Origin of the sequence: uncultured Streptococcus sp. (assembly GCF_963536705.1) — a bacterium.
Classification (GTDB): domain Bacteria; phylum Bacillota; class Bacilli; order Lactobacillales; family Streptococcaceae; genus Streptococcus.
In genome coordinates this window covers 67,230-87,095 of record NZ_CAUTAP010000010.1, presented here as the reverse complement: position 1 = coordinate 87,095, position 19,866 = coordinate 67,230, and the positions used below count along the sequence as shown (strand labels likewise).

At 44.0% G+C, this 19,866-nt stretch carries 10 protein-coding genes; 3 read left to right on the top strand and 7 right to left on the bottom strand.

Annotated features, from left to right (window positions below; all coding sequences use genetic code 11):
* Window positions 1-8: 8 nt before the first annotated feature.
* The 5 genes from RWX26_RS07165 to pbp1b form a co-directional block, all read right to left on the bottom strand.
* The gene (locus tag RWX26_RS07165; protein WP_002903501.1) at window positions 9-797 is read right to left on the bottom strand and encodes a hypothetical protein; all 789 of its coding nucleotides are present in this window, start codon (window positions 795-797) and stop codon (window positions 9-11) included.
* Complete coding sequence (gene wecB, locus RWX26_RS07160; protein WP_124765839.1) at window positions 790-1,947, bottom strand: non-hydrolyzing UDP-N-acetylglucosamine 2-epimerase; 1,158 nt, start codon at window positions 1,945-1,947, stop codon at window positions 790-792. The genes RWX26_RS07165 and wecB overlap by 8 nt, the downstream gene beginning before the upstream one ends.
* Before the next feature lie 762 nt (window positions 1,948-2,709).
* Window positions 2,710-6,357, bottom strand: coding sequence for a DNA-directed RNA polymerase subunit beta' (rpoC, locus tag RWX26_RS07155; RefSeq protein ID WP_268681576.1), 3,648 nt, complete (start codon window positions 6,355-6,357; stop codon window positions 2,710-2,712).
* A 40-nt stretch (window positions 6,358-6,397) separates the two neighbouring features.
* A complete protein-coding gene (gene rpoB / locus RWX26_RS07150) occupies window positions 6,398-9,964 on the bottom strand; it encodes a DNA-directed RNA polymerase subunit beta (RefSeq protein WP_314580370.1) in 3,567 nt (1,188 codons plus the stop codon).
* 393 nt (window positions 9,965-10,357) lie between these two features.
* A complete protein-coding gene (gene pbp1b, locus RWX26_RS07145) occupies window positions 10,358-12,772 on the bottom strand; it encodes a penicillin-binding protein PBP1B (RefSeq protein ID WP_314580368.1) in 2,415 nt (804 codons plus the stop codon).
* A gap of 154 nt (window positions 12,773-12,926) precedes the next feature.
* Between pbp1b and tyrS the strand changes: the two genes are divergently transcribed.
* The gene (tyrS, locus tag RWX26_RS07140) at window positions 12,927-14,183 is read left to right on the top strand and encodes a tyrosine--tRNA ligase (RefSeq protein ID WP_314580398.1); all 1,257 of its coding nucleotides are present in this window, start codon (window positions 12,927-12,929) and stop codon (window positions 14,181-14,183) included.
* Between the two features lie 93 nt (window positions 14,184-14,276).
* Window positions 14,277-15,125, top strand: a complete 849-nt coding sequence (locus RWX26_RS07135) for a methyltransferase domain-containing protein (RefSeq protein ID WP_268685694.1) — start codon at window positions 14,277-14,279, stop codon at window positions 15,123-15,125.
* An 83-nt stretch (window positions 15,126-15,208) separates the two neighbouring features.
* Here RWX26_RS07135 and RWX26_RS07130 read toward each other — a convergent pair whose 3' ends face one another.
* Together RWX26_RS07130 and RWX26_RS07125 are read right to left on the bottom strand one after the other, a co-directional pair.
* Entirely contained in the window at window positions 15,209-16,339 is a 1,131-nt protein-coding gene (locus RWX26_RS07130; RefSeq protein WP_314580363.1) for a sn-glycerol-3-phosphate ABC transporter ATP-binding protein UgpC, read from the bottom strand.
* 177 nt (window positions 16,340-16,516) lie between these two features.
* Complete coding sequence (locus RWX26_RS07125) at window positions 16,517-18,739, bottom strand: SIALI-17 repeat-containing surface protein (RefSeq protein ID WP_314580361.1); 2,223 nt, start codon at window positions 18,737-18,739, stop codon at window positions 16,517-16,519.
* Between the two features lie 359 nt (window positions 18,740-19,098).
* Between RWX26_RS07125 and RWX26_RS07120 the strand changes: the two genes are divergently transcribed.
* Complete coding sequence (locus RWX26_RS07120) at window positions 19,099-19,701, top strand: TetR/AcrR family transcriptional regulator (protein ID WP_314580358.1); 603 nt, start codon at window positions 19,099-19,101, stop codon at window positions 19,699-19,701.
* Window positions 19,702-19,866: the final 165 nt, after the last annotated feature.

Here is a 19,866-nt window from a genome sequence, read left to right as displayed (position 1 = left end):
TTTACCTCCTAGTATTCTACGATAATGTCGGTTTCAAGCTGACGCTCCAGATTGCTCAAAGCGTCATCGAAATTATGGAATTTGTCAATATTTTGAGCGTTCAGTTTTAAACTGCCGGACTGAAACTGAATTTTTTGGTCAGTTTTCTTATTCTCAAAGTGCATCATCGTTAAATCTTCACGCACTTTCTCCTGGAAATATTCCTTGACTTCCTGATCCAGATCTTCTACCAGAACGAGAAAGTTACCATTGGATACATAGTAAACTGTTTCTACATTCTGGAAGTCCCAGTTAAGCAGTCGTAAAATTCTCTTGAGCATCCGCTTGTACTCCCGAGAGTGAATTTGATAAAAATGATGATTGTGCGCCCAATGGACCAACAAGGCCTGAAAGGCTGGAGCTTGTTTCTGATTTACTTTCTGAACCATTTCTTCATAGGCCTCAGCAGCATCTTCGCTATCATCCTGCACTAATCCTAAGCGCTGATGAAGATAGAAATTCACTCGACTGGTCAGCCAAGCGCTGACAGGGAAGACATAAAGCAAGAAGAGAACTTGATTGTCCGGTAGGTAGGTTACATCAAAGAGCAAGATCAGAGTTGCGATAACCACACCCAGAATCATAGCCCATGTCACCAAGAGATCGGATAGGACAAAGACACTAAAAATACCTAATAAAATCAGCGCGATTCCGATATAAAATATGTTAGCTGCAAAATTCCAACTGTAGAAAAGAATTAGTCCAATTGTCAGTACAAAGACTGCTAATGATTTTTCTAGTCCTTTTTTCCTAAACATTTTTTACTCCTGTCTTAAATTCTTCCGGCCTAGCTGTCTGCTTAAAATAGTGAGCTATTGCTTGAGCAATCCGCTCAGAAGCCTTACCGTCACCATACGGATTGCTGGCTTGGGCCATTTCCTGATAGAGTGACTCATCTGTCAGCAGGGCTTCCATTGCCTCTGCTACTGCTTGAGTTTCTGTACCGACCAGCTTCAAGGTGCCGGCTTCAACTCCTTCTGGTCTCTCTGTTGTATCACGAAGTACCAGTACAGGCTTACCTAAGGAAGGTGCTTCCTCTTGTACTCCGCCTGAGTCTGACATGATGAAGTAGCTTTTAGCTGCGATATTATGGAAATCCAACACATCTAAAGGCTCAATCAGATGAATTTTCTCATTGTCACTCAGAATTTCTCTAGCCGCTTCCTGAACCGCTGGACTCAGGTGAACGGGATAGACAATTTCCACATCATCATGGGCATCTACAATCTGCCGTAGAGTTCGAAAGACCCTTCTCATCGGCTCACCTTGATTTTCCCGGCGATGCATGGTCACCAAAATCATCTTGCGAGCTGGATTAATACGGTCAAGAACCTCGTGCTGATAATCAGCCTGGACTGTCAGCTTGAGAGCGTCAATAGCTGTATTTCCTGTCACAAAAACTGTTTCTGCTGGATGGTTTTCCTTGAGCAAGTTAGCCTTACTCTGATCCGTTGGCGCAAAATACAAGTCCGTCAAAGAGTCGGTCATCTGACGATTCATCTCTTCTGGGAAAGGAGAATATTTATTCCAAGTCCGCAAGCCAGCTTCCACGTGGCCGATACGAACTTGATTATAAAACGCTGCAAGACTAGCCGCAAAAGTCGTTGTCGTATCACCGTGCACCAGCATAATATCTGGCTTGTTTTCCTTTAAGATATCATCTAGCTTATGCAAGATCTTGACAGTAATATCTGTCAGGGTTTGATTCTTCCCCATAATATCCAAATCATAATCAGGCTCAATCTTAAAAGTCTCAAGTACCTGATCCAACATCTGACGATGCTGAGCAGTCACAACTGTTGTTGTTTCAAACAAGTCTGACTGCTTCTTCAGTTCAATAACCAGCGGAGCCATCTTAATCGCTTCTGGACGAGTTCCAAAAACAACCATTACCTTAATTTTCTTCATTTTTCCTCACCAAAAATCAACATTGTTATATTAACTTTTTACTAAAAAATGTTTGTTTTAAGTAACCTTAGTTATTTTACCATCAAGCGTTTCAATAATCAAAGCATGAACTATTATTTTATACTTTCTTAATAGTAATTTACATGTTGGTAACTTATTTAAGATTATTTTAATTTTCTTAACTTAACTGTAACTTAAAATTACTGAAATTTTTCGGTTTTCTCAAAAAAATAAATAAAAAGGAAAGAACTTATAGGCTTAAAGTCCTGTTTTATGCAGAATTTCTTGGTTTTTGCCTATATTTTTTAATATTTATTCATTGTAATAAAATATTATTCTATTTGTAATCTAATTGTTTTCTATTCTTTATATTTCAAAATCCTCCCTTCATGAATGAGCTGGCTAGATAAATGCCAGCTACTGTTCTCTACAATCTTCGACCACTACCATTAAAACCAACCTCCTCTTTTTTTAAATTTCAAACCTGCCTCTCCTACTATTTTAGGATTTTTAAAATAGTATAACCTAGCGCTATCATACTACAAAAAACCAGCTACCTCCCTGATTAAAAATAAATATGGCATCTTGCATCATAGAAAAACTGAAATAGAAAATATCGAGTGTTTCTTCTATAGTTGTTTATCCATAACGGAGAACTTAAAAACAACTTTCTAAGTATATTATAGGATGGTATTTAGTAGCTAGCAAGAAATTATCGGCTACAACAAAAAATCCCTCCCGATTTTCGGGAGGGAAAGTTCTTTATTTAAGAACAATATTTTCTTCAGTTTCAAATCCACCTGGCAGTTCTGTCACTTCGTCGATAATTTCAACTTCATTGACAGCCTGAGGCTCCAGATTGCGGTAGCGGGCCATACCAGTACCAGCTGGGATAATCTTACCGATGATAACATTTTCCTTGAGTCCGAGCAGATGGTCTTTCTTACCACGGATAGCAGCATCTGTCAGGACACGAGTTGTTTCTTGGAAAGAAGCTGCAGACAGGAAGCTGTTAGTTTCAAGGGAAGCTTTGGTAATTCCCATGAGGACTGGACGAGCTGTCGCAGGCACACCACCTGAGATAACCACATCACGGTTAGCATCTGTAAAGTCTGTAATATCCATGAGAGTTCCCATAAGAAGATCTGTATCTCCTGGATCCATGACGCGCACCTTGCGAATCATTTGACGAACCATTACCTCAATGTGTTTGTCGCCGATTTCTACCCCTTGGCTGCGGTAAACTTTTTGTACTTCAGCAAGCAGGTAAGTTTCAACAGACAAGACATCACGGACAGCCAGCAAGTGCTTAGGCTGGATAGAACCTTCAGTCAAGGCTGCACCACGAGAAACTTGGTCGCCCACTTCTACCTTCATGCGGGCTGTAAATGGTACCACATATTCACCTTCGCCAGTTTGGCCTTTAACAAAGACCTTCTTGGTACGAGTAGATGCATCTTCTTCGATAGCAGTAACTTCACCCTTGACTTCAGTGATGACCGCTTCCCCTTTCGGATTGCGGGCTTCAAAGATTTCTTGGACACGAGGGAGACCTTGCGTGATATCGGTATTAGAGGCAACACCACCCGTGTGGAAGGTACGCATGGTCAGCTGTGTACCAGGTTCCCCGATAGATTGAGCAGCGATGGTTCCGACTGCTTCACCGACTTCAACCGCATCACCAGTTGCCAAGTTGATACCGTAACAATGACGGCAGACACCGTGGCGGGTGTTACATGTGAAGACGGAGCGGATTGTCACTTCTTCAACACCAGCATTAACGATTTCACGTGCCTTATCTTCTGTGATCAATTCATTTGGACCAATAATGACAGCACCAGTTTCTGGATGTTTAACTGTTTTCTTAGTGTAACGACCATTGAGACGCTCTTCCAGAGACTCGATCATTTCCTTGCCTTCTGTGATAGAAGTGATAAGAAGTCCACGATCTGTACCACAGTCATCTTCACGGATAATCACATCTTGGGCAACGTCAACCAGACGACGAGTCAGGTAACCTGAGTCGGCAGTCTTAAGGGCCGTATCGGTCATACCTTTACGAGCACCGTGGGTTGAGAAGAACATTTCGAGTACAGACAGGCCTTCACGGAAGTTAGACAAGATTGGCAATTCCATGATACGTCCATTTGGCGCAGCCATCAGACCACGCATACCGGCAAGCTGGGAGAAGTTAGAGATGTTACCCCGGGCTCCAGAGTCCATCATCATAACGATAGGGTTCTTCGGATCCTGGTTGGCAACCAGACGTTTTTCCAATTTCTCACGAGCAGCACGCCATTCAGCAGTAACTGCGTTGTAGCGCTCATCGTCGGTAATCATACCACGACGGAATTGTTTAGTGATTTGCTCTACACGTTTGTGAGATTCTTCGATAATTTCAGCCTTGTCTTCAACAACTGGGATATCAGCGATACCAACTGTCAGACCAGCCAAAGTAGAATGGTGATAACCCAAGTTCTTCAAGCGGTCAAGAAGAGCAGATGTTTCTGTTGTACGGAAGCGTTTAAAGATTTCTGCGATGATATTACCAAGATTTTTCTTCTTAAACGGAACATTGATCTCAAGCTGTTCAATGACTTCCTTGATATCTTGCCCTGATTCCAAGAAGTACTTAGCTGGCACACCTTCTGTCAAGTTAGCATTGGTTGGCTCTTGCAGATAAGGCAATTCCTCTGGCATAATCGCATTAAAGAGAATTTTACCGACAGTAGTAATTAAAATCTTATGCTTCTGGTCTTCTGTCCAAGGCTTATTAAGACTGTCGGTTGCGATACCAACACGAGTATGCAAGTGAACATAGCCGTTGCGGAAGGCCATGACCGCCTCATCCATATCTTTGAAAATCATGCCTTCGCCTTCGCGACCAGCCTCTTCCATGGTCAGGTAGTAGTTCCCCAAGACCATATCCTGAGATGGTGTTACAACTGGCTTACCATCTTTCGGATTCAAGATGTGCTCAGCAGCCAGCATGAGGATACGAGCTTCAGCTTGCGCTTCCTCTGACAATGGTACGTGGATAGCCATCTGGTCACCATCAAAGTCGGCATTGTAGGCTTCACAAACCAGCGGATGCAAACGAAGAGCTTTACCATCAATCAGAACTGGCTCGAAAGCCTGAATTCCCAAACGGTGAAGGGTCGGTGCGCGGTTAAGAAGCACTGGGTGCTCCTTGATCACTTCTTCCAGAATATCCCAGATACGCTCATCTCCACGTTCTACCAAGCGTTTGGCAGCTTTCACGTTCTGCACAATATCACGGGCAACGATTTCCCGCATCACAAATGGCTTGAAGAGCTCAATCGCCATTTCACGCGGCACCCCACATTGATACATTTTCAATGTGGGACCAACGGCGATAACGGAACGACCTGAGAAGTCAACCCGTTTACCCAGCAAGTTTTGACGGAAACGCCCTTGTTTTCCTTTAAGCATGTGGCTCAATGATTTAAGTGGTCGGCTACCTGGTCCTGTAATCGGACGGCCGCGGCGACCGTTATCAATCAAAGCATCAACCGCTTCTTGAAGCATCCGCTTCTCATTTTGAACGATGATACCAGGGGCATTCAGCTCAAGCAAACGAGCCAAACGGTTGTTCCGGTTGATAACTCGGCGATAGAGATCATTGAGGTCAGAAGCCGCAAAACGACCACCGTCTAGCTGAACCATTGGACGCAAATCTGGCGGAATAACCGGCAGGATGTTGAGGACCATCCATTCTGGCTTATTGCCAGACTTGTAGAAGGCATCCAAGACATCCAAGCGACGGACAGCCTTGATCCGTTTTTGACCTGAAGCAGTCTTCAATTCTTCTTTGAGGACAGCAATCTCAGCTTCCAAGTCCACTTGTTTCAAGAGGTCTTGAATAGCTTCTGCTCCCATTTTGGCTACAAATGAGCCTGCGCCGTACTCGCGTAAACGCTCACGATACTCACGCTCCGTCATGATGGACTTATGCTCTAGCGGTGTATCCTTAGGATCAATCACCACATAAGCCGCAAAATAAATGACTTCTTCCAAGGCACGTGGGCTCATATCCAAAGTGAGCCCCATGCGGCTTGGAATTCCTTTAAAGTACCAAATATGTGAAACAGGAGCCTTCAGTTCGATGTGACCCATGCGCTCACGGCGAACCTTGGCGCGGGTTACTTCAACGCCACAACGGTCACAGACAATTCCTTTGTAACGAATCCGTTTGTACTTACCACAGGCACATTCCCAGTCCTTTGTTGGACCGAAGATCACTTCGTCAAAAAGGCCTTCGCGTTCTGGTTTCAGGGTTCGGTAATTGATTGTTTCAGGTTTCTTCACTTCCCCATAAGACCATGAACGGACCTTGTTAGGAGAAGCTAGGGTGATTTGCATACTTTTAAAACGATTTACATCAACCACTATTTCTTACCTTTCTTCATTTTCTAATCAGTGTGTATTCTTATTCTTTTCCTTCAGCCTCAAAAGCTGCTTTCGCTTCTTGAGCTGCTTTTTCACGCGCTTTTTCAAGATCATCAACGTGAATCACGTCATCATCCTCACCTTCGTCTAGATCACGCAGTTCTACTTCATTGTCATCTTCATCGAGAACGCGCATGTCCAGACCAAGAGATTGTAATTCTTTGACAAGAACGCGGAAGGATTCTGGCACACCTGGTTTTGGAATTGGTTTCCCTTTGGTAATAGCTTCATAAGCCTTCAAACGTCCGTTGACATCATCTGACTTGTAAGTCAGGATTTCTTGCAGAACGTTAGAAGCACCGTAAGCTTCCAAGGCCCAAACTTCCATCTCACCAAAACGTTGTCCACCAAACTGAGCTTTACCTCCGAGCGGCTGTTGGGTAACCATTGAGTAAGGACCCACTGAGCGGGCATGGAGTTTGTCATCTACCATGTGGTGGAGCTTGATCATGTACATGACACCGACAGATACACGGTTGTCAAATGGCTCACCGGTACGTCCATCGTAGAGAATGGTTTTAGCATCACTATCCATACCAGCTTCGCGCACTGTATCCCAGAGATCTTCTGAGCTTGCTCCATCAAAGACTGGTGTCGCAATATGGATGCCCAAGTTACGCGCTGCCATACCAAGGTGGAGCTCCATAACCTGACCAATGTTCATACGAGATGGTACCCCGAGTGGGTTCAACATGATATCAACTGGTGTTCCGTCTGGCAAGTAAGGCATGTCTTCCACAGGAACGATACGGGATACAACCCCCTTGTTTCCGTGACGACCGGCCATCTTATCTCCGACCTTGATCTTACGTTTTTGAGCGATGTAGACGCGAACCAGCATATTAACACCAGATTGCAGCTCATCACCATTAGCACGGGTAAAGATCTTCACGTCACGAACCACTCCGTCGGCACCGTGTGGCACACGCAGAGAGGTATCGCGGACTTCACGAGACTTGTCTCCGAAGATAGCGTGCAAGAGACGTTCCTCAGCAGAAAGGTCTTTTTCACCCTTAGGGGTAACTTTACCTACTAAGATGTCGCCTTCCTTGACTTCCGCCCCAATGCGGATAATCCCCATTTCGTCCAGATTGCGTAGGGCATCTTCCCCTACGTTTGGAATTTCGCGGGTAATTTCTTCAGGGCCAAGCTTGGTGTCGCGAGTTTCTGATTCGTATTCTTCCAAGTGAACTGAGGTGTAGACATCGTCTTTCACCAGACGCTCACTCATGATAACCGCATCCTCGAAGTTGTAACCTTCCCATGTCATGTAGGCAACGATTGGGTTTTGTCCCAGGGCCATTTCTCCATTTTCCATAGAAGGTCCGTCAGCGATAAAGTCGCCTTTTTCAACGACATCGCCAACTTTTACCAAGGTACGTTGGTTGTAAGCAGTTCCTGAGTTGGAACGGCGGAATTTTTGAATTTGGTAAACATCAAGAGAACCATCTTCACGGCGGACTTCAACCTTGTCTGCATCCGCATAGGTAACCTTACCATCATGCTGGGCAATGACCGCTGCACCAGAGTCGTGGGCAGCCTGGTATTCCATACCAGTACCAACATAAGGTGCTTTTGGATCAATCAAAGGCACAGCCTGACGCTGCATGTTGGCACCCATGAGGGCACGGTTAGAGTCGTCATTTTCCAAGAAAGGAATACATGCTGTCGCTACGGCAACTACCTGCTTAGGCGATACATCCATGTAGTCTACTTGGTCTGATGGGAATTCTTGGTTATTACCTTGGTGGCGTCCCATAACGATAGGCTCAGCAAAGCCGCCTTTTTCATTCAGCTTAGAGTTGGCCTGCGCTACGATAAATTCATCTTCCTCGTCAGCTGTCAGCCAAACGATTTCGTTGGTTACTACACCAGCTTCACGGTCTACCTTACGGTAAGGCGTTTGAATAAATCCGTATTTGTTAAGGTGTCCATAAGAAGACAAGTTATTAATCAAACCGATGTTTGGTCCTTCAGGCGTTTCAATCGGACACATACGACCGTAGTGAGTATAGTGCACGTCCCGCACTTCATAACCAGCACGGTCACGTGTCAAACCACCAGGTCCTAAGGCAGACAGACGACGCTTGTGAGAAAGCTCAGACAGCGGATTGTGTTGATCCATGAACTGAGACAACTGAGAAGAACCAAAGAATTCTTTAATAGCTGCAGTTACTGGACGGATATTAATGATTTGCTGTGGAGTTAGTACTTCATTGTCTTGAACACTCATCCGTTCGCGAACATTACGCTCCATCCGAGAAAGTCCAAGACGGACTTGGTTGGCCAAAAGCTCGCCAACTGCACGAATACGACGGTTCCCCAAGTGGTCAATATCGTCCACACGACCGATACCTTCAGCCAAGTTGAGGAAGTAGCTCATCTCAGCCAAGATATCAGCTGGCGTTACAATCCGAACCTTGTCAGACGGATTTGCGTTACCAATGATGGTCACAACGCGGTCTGGGTCAGTCGGAGCCACTACCTTGAACTTCTGCAATTCTACAGGATCTGTCAAAACAGCTGAGTCGTTTGGAATATAAGTGATTTTGTTCAAACCATTGTCCAACTGCTCTGCAATGCTGTCAATGACACTGCGGGTCATAACTGTACCAGCTTCAACCAAGATTTCTCCTGTTTCAGCATCTACCAATGGCTCTGCAATGGTTTGGTTCAGCAAGCGTGTCTTGACGCTGAGTTTTTTATTAATCTTGTAACGACCAACTGCTGCCAAGTCATAACGATACGGATCAAAGAAACGCGCTTCAAGAAGGGAACGAGAACTTTCAGCCGTCTTAGGCTCGCCTGGACGAAGACGCTCATAGATTTCTTTCAGGGCTTCATCCGTACGAGAGTCCATTGGGTTCTTGTGGATATCTTTTTCAATGGTATTGCGAACCAAGTCGCTGTCACCAAAGATGTCCAAGATCTCATCATCTCCTGAGAAACCAAGCGCACGCACCAAAGTGGTAAAAGGAATCTTCCGTGTCCGGTCAATACGAGTGTAGGCAATGTCTTTTGAGTCTGTTTCCAACTCTAACCAAGCACCGCGGTTAGGAATAACCGTTGAACCGTAGCCAACTTTTCCATTTTTATCAACTTTATCGTTAAAGTAAACCCCTGGAGACCGCACCAACTGGGATACGATAATCCGCTCACCACCATTGATGATGAAGGTTCCCATTTCAGTCATGATTGGGAAATCACCAAAGAAGACTTCCTGAGTCTTGATTTCACCAGTTTCCTTGTTAATCAGACGGAAAGTCACAAAGATTGGCGCTGAGTAGCTGGCATCGTGGATGCGTGCTTCTTCCAGCGTATATTTAGGCTCACGGATTTCATAGCCGACAAATTCCAATTCCATGGTGTCGGTAAAGTTTGAAATAGGAAGTACATCTTCAAAGACTTCCTTCAGACCATGATCCAAGAAATCTTGGAACGAATCCGTTTGGATTTCAATCAAATTTGGTAAATCAAGAACTTCCTTAATTCTTGAAAAACTACGACGGGTACGGTGTTTACCGTATCGAACTTCATGTCCTGCCAAGTTTTTACTCCTTTATGATAAGATACTAAGCCCTTGATAAAGCGAGAAAAGACGTATCTTTTTCTCAACGCTTTGAGGGCGAGTTCTGTGAAATGTTTTCAGAGGAAAATCCTCTTTCATTTACAATGCTGCAAAACAGCTACAATCAGTCCCTTTTGTATAATTTTCAGAAAAATTAAATTATGATTACATAATCCGTTTTTCCTAAAAATAGGCACAAAAAGAGCAGCTAAATCTGACTTATTCAAGTTTGATTTAACTGCTGTAAGCTTCTATTTGGACAATATTTCAAATAAAGCACACGACAAATTATTGTTATCATTATATCTTATTTAGCTAGAAATTGCAAGGATTTCATCCGCTTTCTGAAAAGTTAAAACTGTTCTTGATGCGCTAGTTCCCCTGCCGGTTATTGTTGGAATTGGAGCTGGAATTAGAATTAGAGGTAGAACCGCCCAGTATAGCTGACCAAGCCTTCTGATAATCCGCATCTGATGCCCCAATACCAAACCGGTAGGTCGTGGTCGGAGCACCATTTTTAGCCCAATAGCTAGGCACAGTCGGGCCACTGAGATTAACAGAGCGGCCGTTTACCGTTACTGTACCTGGCTTTTCCCCTGTGGACTTGAGCACATCAGACTTAATCACACTTGGATCAAGAGTGAACTTATCACCAACACCCCAGGCATTTGGATCTGCCTGATAGATAGCATCTGCCATATAGGCCATGTAGGAGGCATTATTATTATAACCAGTCAACGCCGCCATAGAGCTATTATCATCATGACCAATCCAGCCTCCCAAAGTCATCTTTGGAGTAGAAAGCATCAGCCACATATCACCGTTGGTGTTGGTCGTTCCAGTCTTACCAATCCAGTCGGCTCCAGCTAAGGTTCCGTTGACCTGACTGATTCTGGATTTATAGGTCGTAGTCGCTCCAGAATTGATAACGCCCCGCATGAGCTCCTGCATAATCGTAGCAGCTGCTGGACTGTAAATCTGAACAGGATTGGCCTTATGCTGGTAAATCACCTTGCCATCTCGGTCTGTGATTTTTTCAACCATGTATTTTTTCTGGTAGGTTCCATTATTAGCCAAGGTTTGGAAACCATTGGTGTGCTGAGCTACAGATACTTCGATTCCCCCGCCCATTGGGAGACTCTCAATGCTGTAGTCATCGATGTAATAGCCCATTTTTTCCATATAGCCACGGACATTGACACCTTTTTCGCGTAATCCGCGGTAAGTCCAATAAGCAGGGATATTCCAAGAAGTATTGAGAGCTTCTTGCAAGTCCATCATGGCTGTACCACGGCTGTCCACGTGCATGATTGGGTCACCACTTGAAAAGTTAGTCGGATAGTTAGAAAGAACGCTGGCGCTGCCCATCAGACCTTGGTCAATAGCAATCCCATAAGCCAGAATCGGCTTAATAGTCGAACCCGGTGAGCGTTCCGTATCAAAGGCGTGATTGTTCTGATTAGAAGCATAATCTCTGCCTCCGACAAAGCCAATCACAGCACCGGTTTTGTTGTCCAAGAGGACATTTCCCACTTCAATTGCACCAGTTCCGTCATCCAAGACGCCGCCATAGTTGGCTACTGCATTTTGCATAGCAGTATGAATGTTCTTGTTGATTGTGGTGGTGACAGTATAGCCGCCATCGCTCAGTTCTTTAGCAGCCAATTCCTTGTAGGCTTTGACAGTGTCGTTGTTTTTCAGCTCTTGCTGGGAAACATTGTCCCGCTGGATCAAGTACTCGTACATGGTCTGCTGGGCTTCTTCAATCGCTGTGTAATAAAGGTAGCCATGCGAAGATTTTTCCGAGCTTTCAGAAGGCTTGAAATCCTTGGTCAAGTCGTAGTCCTTGTACTCCTTGTACTCTTTCTCGCTTAGATGGCCCGTCCGGTACATATTATAGAGCACATCCTTGGCACGTTCCAAGCCCAGAGCCATATCCCCTTCACTCTTGAGACTGCCATCCGCTGCATAAGGCGAATAAACAATCGGACTCTGTGGCAAGCCGGCAATAAAAGCAGACTGGGGCACTGTCAAGTCCTTAGCAGAGACACCAAAAATTCCTTGAGCAGCTTCTTCCACACCAGCGATATTCTGCCCCTTATTGTTGCGCCCAAAAGGCGAAACGTTCAAGTAGGTCGTCAAAATATCATCCTTGGACATATAGCGCTCCAAAGCCAGCGCATCGACAATCTCCGCTGCTTTCCGCTTGAAGGTCGGCGCATCGCCCACTACCTGCTGCTTGATCAACTGCTGGGTAATGGTTGACCCACCGCTAGAAGATCCAACTCCGACAACAGAACCGAGCGTAGCCCGAAGCACAGCCTTGGGCACCACTCCGTTATGCGTTTCAAAGTTCTCATCCTCTGTAGCGATAACGGCTTTTTTTACATTTTCAGAAATGGCGTCACTCTTAACCGGAATGCGGAGCAAATCATTGTCCACTTCTGCAATCAAGCTGCCATCGGCATAGGTAAGCTTAGAAATACCAGAGATATTATTCACCTGCTTGACCAGCTCTTCCTGCTTGGGCACTTCCACCTTACTGAAAAGACTAGCTGCATAGCCTATCCCAATCCCAGCACCGATTACGCCACCGAAGAATATAAACACAAAAGCCATATTCATCAGAAGTTTAAAAGTCCGCAAGAAAACAGCAAAAACATCACCGATAGACCAGCCATTGTTGCCACTGCCGATCTTCTTGCTCCATTCTGGAAGATGTATTTTTTTGATAAACTGCTGGGCTTTTCCCCAGAACTCTTTTAATTTTTCTATTAATTGTTCCAAGTTCGATTCTCCTTGTTATCTTCCCATTATACCAAATATCTATGATTTATTTCAAGGAATCATTGCTATTTAAAAGCTTTATGATACAATAGAGTAACATAAATTTAAAATATAGATAAGCCAATTTCTTGGCTTTTAGAATAGGAGAGACATGATGCACATTTTTGATGAGCTAAAAGAACGTGGCTTGGTATTCCAAACCACTGATGAAGCAGCTTTACGCAAGGCCTTAGAAGAAGGACAAGTCTCTTATTATACCGGATACGATCCAACCGCTGACAGCTTACACCTAGGCCACTTGGTAGCCATTCTGACCAGCCGCCGCCTGCAACTAGCTGGCCATAAACCCTACGCTCTGGTCGGTGGAGCAACTGGATTGATTGGTGATCCATCTTTTAAGGATGCAGAGCGCAGTCTCCAAACCAAGGAAACCGTGGAAGGCTGGGTGAAATCTATCCAAGATCAGCTTTCTCGTTTTCTGGACTTTGAAAAGGGCGATAATAAGGCCGAAATGGTCAACAATTATGACTGGTTCAGCAGCATCAGCTTTATCGATTTCCTGCGCGATGTCGGCAAATACTTCACAGTCAACTACATGATGAGTAAAGATTCTGTCAAGAGCCGGATTGAGACAGGGATTTCCTATACAGAATTCGCCTACCAGATCATGCAAGGATATGACTTCTATATCCTCAATCAAAACCATGGCGTAACCCTGCAAATCGGTGGTTCTGACCAATGGGGGAATATGACAGCAGGTACAGAGCTCCTGCGCCGCAAGGCTGACAAGACTGGCCATGTAATAACCGTTCCGCTCATTACCGACGCTACTGGCAAAAAATTTGGTAAATCAGAAGGCAATGCTGTCTGGCTCAATCCTGACAAGACTTCTCCTTATGAAATGTATCAATTCTGGATGAATGTCATGGACGCAGACGCTATCCGCTTCTTGAAAATCTTCACCTTCCTATCCTTGGATGAGATCGAAGAGATTCGCCAACAGTTTGAAGCAGCACCACACGAACGCTTGGCGCAGAAAGTCCTAGCACGCGAAGTGGTCAGTCTGGTTCACGGTCAAGAAGCATACCAGGAAGCTCTCAATATCACTGAGCAGCTCTTTGCCGGAAATATCAAGAACCTATCTGTCAAGGAACTCAAACAAGGTTTGCGCGGTGTGCCTAACTATCAGGTCCAAGCAGAAGACAACCTCAATATTGTAGAACTGCTTGTGACAGCCGGTGTGGTAAACTCCAAACGTCAAGCTCGCGAGGACGTCCAAAACGGTGCTATCTACCTCAATGGCGAGCGCATCCAAGATTTAGACTATGTTCTCAGCGACTCAGATAAACTGGAAGACGAGCTGACAGTTATCCGCCGTGGTAAAAAGAAATACTTTGTCCTTACCTACTAAAGATAAAAATCCGATTACCTGAATCGGATTTTTCTATGTCTTACGAAGGAAAGGACATTCAACTTTATAAAAACAGATAGAAAGAGAGTTCTCATGAAACCAAAACTCGCCCGCTTTGCCCAAGCTTCGGCTCTGGCCTGCCCACTTTGCCAGCAAAGCTTGGCTATGGAAGAAAGCAGCCTCAAGTGTCTTAATCGCCATTCCTACGACATCGCCAAATTCGGTTATGTCAATCTAGCTCCCCAGGTCAAACAAGCTAGAGACTATGACAAAACGAGCTTTCAAAATAGAAAAGTCATCTTGGAAGCCGGCTTTTATCAGCATATCCTAGATGAGTTGCAGGATCTGCTGCAGACCCTGCCTGAAGAACAGACCATTCTAGACGTCGCTTGCGGAGAGGGCTACTATGCTCGAAAAATTCAGGAAAAATTCCCCAACAAAGAAATTTACGCTTTTGATTTATCCAAAGATTCTATCCAACTAGCTGCCAAAAGCGATCAGAGCCTGGCTGTAAAATGGTTCGTCGGGGATTTGGCACACTTGCCCGTTCAGGATCAAAGCATGGATGTCTTGCTGGACATCTTCTCACCAGCTAATTACCATGAATTTCAGCGAGTATTGAAAAAAGAGGGACTTATCATTAAAGTCATCCCAACAGAAAATCATCTGAAAGAAATTCGTCAAAAAGTTGCTCAATATCTGGACAAGAAAGATTATTCTAATCAAGATATCATCCAGCACTTCCAGAAGCACTTTACGATCCTATCTAGAAAAACCGTAGAATCAACCCATGCTCTGCATTCTGAGGAGAAAACTGCCCTGCTGCAGATGACTCCTTTACTCTTTCATGTTGAAAAAAATCTAATCAATTGGGAGCAGCTTACACATACCACCATTTCAGCTGAGATTCTTATCGGAAAACTAAAACAAGAAAAAATCTGATCACCTTTCAGTAAAAAATGATGTTATAACAGCCATTTTAAAAACGCAGACAAGCCTGTCTGCGTTATTTGTTTATCAACTGATTAATAGACTGTCTTCTCTGTCTCTGGATCAAAGAAGTGCGCTTTATTGAGGTCAAAGCCTAGGTCAATACCTGCACCAGTTTCTAGGTAATCGCGTGAATCCACACGCGCCACAAACTCACTAGAACCCACTTGGCAATAGAGATGAGACTCTGCTCCCAGCAATTCTGAAACAGAAATTTTAGCATGCACAACTGAATTCGGGAAAGTTTCCAAGAAAGCAGCTTCCGCATTGATATCTTCCGGACGAATACCGAAGATCAGCTCCTTGCCCTCGTAACCTTTCTCCCGCAGAACCTTGAGAGCTCCTTCTGGCACAGTCAAGCTCAACCCTTCTGCGACAATCTCATTCCCTTCAAGCTTAACTGGGATAAAGTTCATAGCTGGGCTGCCGATGAAACCGGCAACGAACTTATTAACTGGGTTGTTATAGACTTCCTGCGGTGTACCAATCTGCTCCACTCGACCAATCGTTCCAGTTCCAGCAGGATTCTTGGTCGCTGACATGATAACGATACGATCCGCCAAGGTCATAGCTTCAGTCTGGTCGTGAGTAACATAAATAGTTGTTGCCCCGATACGACGGTGAATCTTGGCAATCTCCGCCCGCATAGAAACACGCAGCTTAGCATCCAAGTTAGACAAAGGCTCATCCATAAGGAAAACCTTTGCATCCCGAACAATAGCGCGTCCCATTGCTACCCGCTGACGCTGACCACCAGATAAATCAGCTGGCTTACGCTGCAAGAATTCCTTCAAGCCCAGAATTTCTGCTGCTTCATTGACCCGTTTTTCAATATCTTCCTTGCTGTACTTGCGCAGCTTAAGACCAAAAGCCATGTTGTCGTAGACAGTCATGTGTGGATAAAGGGCATAGTTCTGGAAGACCATGGCGATGTCACGGTCTTTTGGCGCCACATCATTGACCACTGTACCGTCAATAGAGGCTGTTCCTTCGGTGATGTCTTCAAGACCCGCAATCATACGCAGCGTAGTTGATTTTCCGCAACCAGAAGGACCGACAAAGACGATAAATTCTTTGTCCTTGATATCTAGATTGAAGTCTTCCACTGAGTAGTGATCGCTGTTGGGATATTTTTTATAGATGTTTTTCAGATTTAATTCGACCATAATAAGCCCCTTCTTTTGAATAAAAATATTTTCTTTTAAGCTCTCGTTTGCAAAGCGCTTTCACATTGTCCATTATATCGTTTTTTTTTGACTTTTTCAAGCACTTTTAGTAAAACGTTTGCATAATTTTTAAAAATTTTCTCCATCAGAAAAGAGACCAAGTGGCCTCTTTAAAACTTATCCTTCTTTTTTTCTACCACGGAGTGACAATCCAGCTGCGCCTAAAGCACTGATAACTCCTGCAACTGTGAGAAGAGCATTAGAAGCTTGACCCGTATGCGGCAAGACTGACGCACCACTCTTACCTTCCTTGTTTTTAAGCTGAGCTGGCTGGGTGACCTTAGCTAATGAAGACTGCTCTTGTACTGATTTGGCCTCATCAACTGCTGGCAAAATACCGCTAGTTACTTGGTAAGCAGGTAAAGCATCAGCTACTGCCGCGTCAGTAGCATTGACACCGCCGGTAAATTCCGGAAGAGCCGCCATTTGAGGAGCGCTGTCTGGATGTGCACTCCTGACTGATGGCTGAACGCCAGCATCATAGGCGTTATTTTCTGCCATGGTTGGCTCAGAATCATTGACGCCTCCTGTAAATTCAGGCCGTGTTACTGTTGCCGCTTCTGAATCACTAACATTGCCACTGAATTCTGGCTGTGCAGACGCCTGCGGAGCTGTATCAGGATGGGTTCCAACCTCATGGCTAGATAAATCATACTCTGACTCTATCGCTGTTGTCGGTTCAGAATCACTGACCCCTCCACTAAATTCTTGCCTATCTTCCTGTGGTGAATCACTTGGAATAGAAGAAGCTGTCTCAGCTTTAGCAGCATTCTTGGCAATCGCTTCTAGATTTTCAAGAGCTTTTGTCTGCTCAGCAGCGATCTGTTCCTGCAGTTTCTCTGCTTTTTCAGCACTGTCTACACTATCATCTAGCTGCGCAATCGCATCTGTCACCGTCTTTAATACTGCTAGAATCTTTTCTTTAGCTTGCTTTTTATCGAGTTCTGAAAGTGTTTGATGATGTTCAATTGCTTCAATCTGTTTGTCGACTTCTTCTTCAAGCTCATCTAAAACCAAATCTTTGCCAACTGGATGAATCGTGTCCAAGCTAGCAATTCCAGCTTCCTCAATTCTCTCTAGTTCTTCTTCGGCATCAGCCTTTTCAAGCGCTGTTTTCGCATCTGCTAGAGTTGCTTCCGCTTCAGCTTTAGCCGTAGCCCGTTCTGCATCTGACAGATTCGGGTTGCTCCGTAAGTCTGCTAGCTTATCAGACAGAGCAAGATCTAGTTTCAGTCCAGTCGTAGCTTTCAGCAAACCTTGCTTCTCTGCCGCTACCTGTTCTTGAATTTTTTCGGCATCATCAGGACTTTCAACCCAAGCATTATAAGCTGCAATTGCTTTTTGAGCTATGGCTGCTGCATCTTCAATTTTCTTTTTAGCTGCAGTTTTTTCCTCAACAGAAAGACTTTGACTCTTCTCAACAGCCTCGATAGTAGCTGTTTTTTCTTCCTGAATTTCTTTTAAGAACTGCTCTTTGCCAATAGGGTGAATCTTGGCTAAGCGGGCTATAGCTGTTTCTTTTTCCCGGTCATAGACTTCCTGAGAATCTGCTCCTTCAATAGCCTTCTTGGCTGCTTCCACCACCTGCTCTATCTCGCCTCTAACTGCTTTCTTTTCTGCTTCTGAAAGATTAGGATTTGCTTCCAAGTCAGCTAATTTGGCAGCCAGAGTGAAATCTACGGTTGAACTTGCTATAAATTTGAAAAACTTATCTTCCTCGGTTACTGCCTGCTCTTGAATCACTTCCGCTTGCTCTGCTGTTGCTGCATTAACATCTAATTTCTGAATTGCATCTTCTGCTTCTGCTGCCTTCTTCCTTACAGACTCTTGGAAGCTTTTCTTTTGCTCCTCAAGCAGTAAATCGCTACTATCTACAAGTTTATCAAACTCTGCTTTTCCATTTTGGATTTCATCTAGAAGTAAATCTTTGCCGACTGGATTGATAGAGTTGATGTCTGCCAATCCATCTTCCTTAGCTTGATCAATCCTTTCTTTATCCTCAGCTGCAGCAATTTCATTCTGAGCCTTTGCAGCTGTTTGATTGACTTCCTCCTTAGCTGCTGCAAGCTCCTCAGCTGACAAATTTGGATTATTCCCAAGATCTGTCACTTTTTCAGCCAGAAACGTGCCTACTTCCGTATTAGCAGCCTCCTTGACCGTTATCAAATCCTGATTTACTGGTGATGCAGCGACCGGAGTCTCTACTGCATTTGCAACAGGCTGCTCCTCATCTGCCGCCACTATACCGTGACCTAAAAACAGAGCACAAATAAGGACTGAACCAACACCTAAAACTGACTTCCGAATAGAATATCGCAAAACTTTTTCTGTTCTTTTCATTTTATTCTCCCCTGAACATAGTTTATTATCCTGATCAGTAATCCTTAATAAAAAGTCCAGTCAAACCTCCCATAAATCTTTCAGATTAGGTAATCTTTAAACTACACTTTCTATTTGACTTCTGATAAGATTTTCTTTTTATTATTTTATCATATTAACTTGTTAAAATAAAAGAATTATCGGCTTGATTTATGTACATTTTTGTGAAATCGTCCAGTTTTTAAACAGACATGATGTCCAGAAATTAAACTAAAAATTTTTCCATTTAACAATGTGTAAACTTTTTTAGTAAAAATTCCGGGCTATTTTCTAGCTTATTTCAGACAGAAAAAGTAAAATGGTATAGGAGGGATAAAATTATGGCTCTTAATACACGAGATAGGATTTTAGATGCATTTTTTGAATTAGCAGATAAACAGCCAGACAGGTCGCGTTTTACCTTTACAGAAATCGCTAAAGAAGCCGGTTTGTCAAGACAGGCTATTTACAAACGACACTTTAATAACACTACTGAAATTATCGAATACATTCGCCAAGATATGGTAAAGCAAGCCTTTGCCCCCAACTGGAATAGCAACCATTCTGAAGCGGACTTAGATCCTTTCACTTTTTTGGCTCAAACGATTCTTCCCGCTATTTATGAGCAACGCCAACGCATTAAAATATTATATACTAGTTCTGTCGATCCCTTGTGGAGCGATTTTATTACTGCCAGTTACAAGGACTGGATCGAGCAGAATCTAAATCTGGACCACCAAAAATTAGGTATTCCTGAAGACCTGGCCAATCAACTGCTGGCCGGCTGGATTAGTTCTCTTATCGAGAATTGGATCACTCAGGATGACCCCGTTCCTTGCAAGCAGTTTTCTAAGACATTTCTCAACCTTGTATCTTCACCCCTAACCAGCTTTGCTGCCTATGATAGTCCAGCTGGTTCTTCAAACAAAATTGTTATCGCATAACCAACTAGAAGAAAAGCAGAGAAATGGCAGAACCAGTCCTTGTAAGGGAAGACTGGTTTTTTATATTAAATTTTAAAAATAATTGGACATTTTCTCTATAAAGTGTTATTATTTTAGTTGACAAATGGTAAACTGCTTTGTTGGAGTCTGCTCTATTTTTTTAGA

What these genes read in the sequence shown, in the direction of transcription:
- tyrS (WP_314580398.1), top strand. Translation starts at nt 12,927, where the DNA reads ATGCACATTTTTGATGAGCTAAAAGAACGTGGCTTGGTATTCCAAACC.
- wecB (WP_124765839.1), bottom strand. Translation starts at nt 1,947, where the DNA reads ATGAAGAAAATTAAGGTAATGGTTGTTTTTGGAACTCGTCCAGAAGCG.
- RWX26_RS07125 (WP_314580361.1), bottom strand. Translation starts at nt 18,739, where the DNA reads ATGAAAAGAACAGAAAAAGTTTTGCGATATTCTATTCGGAAGTCAGTT.
- RWX26_RS07165 (WP_002903501.1), bottom strand. Translation starts at nt 797, where the DNA reads ATGTTTAGGAAAAAAGGACTAGAAAAATCATTAGCAGTCTTTGTACTG.
- RWX26_RS07135 (WP_268685694.1), top strand. Translation starts at nt 14,277, where the DNA reads ATGAAACCAAAACTCGCCCGCTTTGCCCAAGCTTCGGCTCTGGCCTGC.
- RWX26_RS07130 (WP_314580363.1), bottom strand. Translation starts at nt 16,339, where the DNA reads ATGGTCGAATTAAATCTGAAAAACATCTATAAAAAATATCCCAACAGC.
- RWX26_RS07120 (WP_314580358.1), top strand. Translation starts at nt 19,099, where the DNA reads ATGGCTCTTAATACACGAGATAGGATTTTAGATGCATTTTTTGAATTA.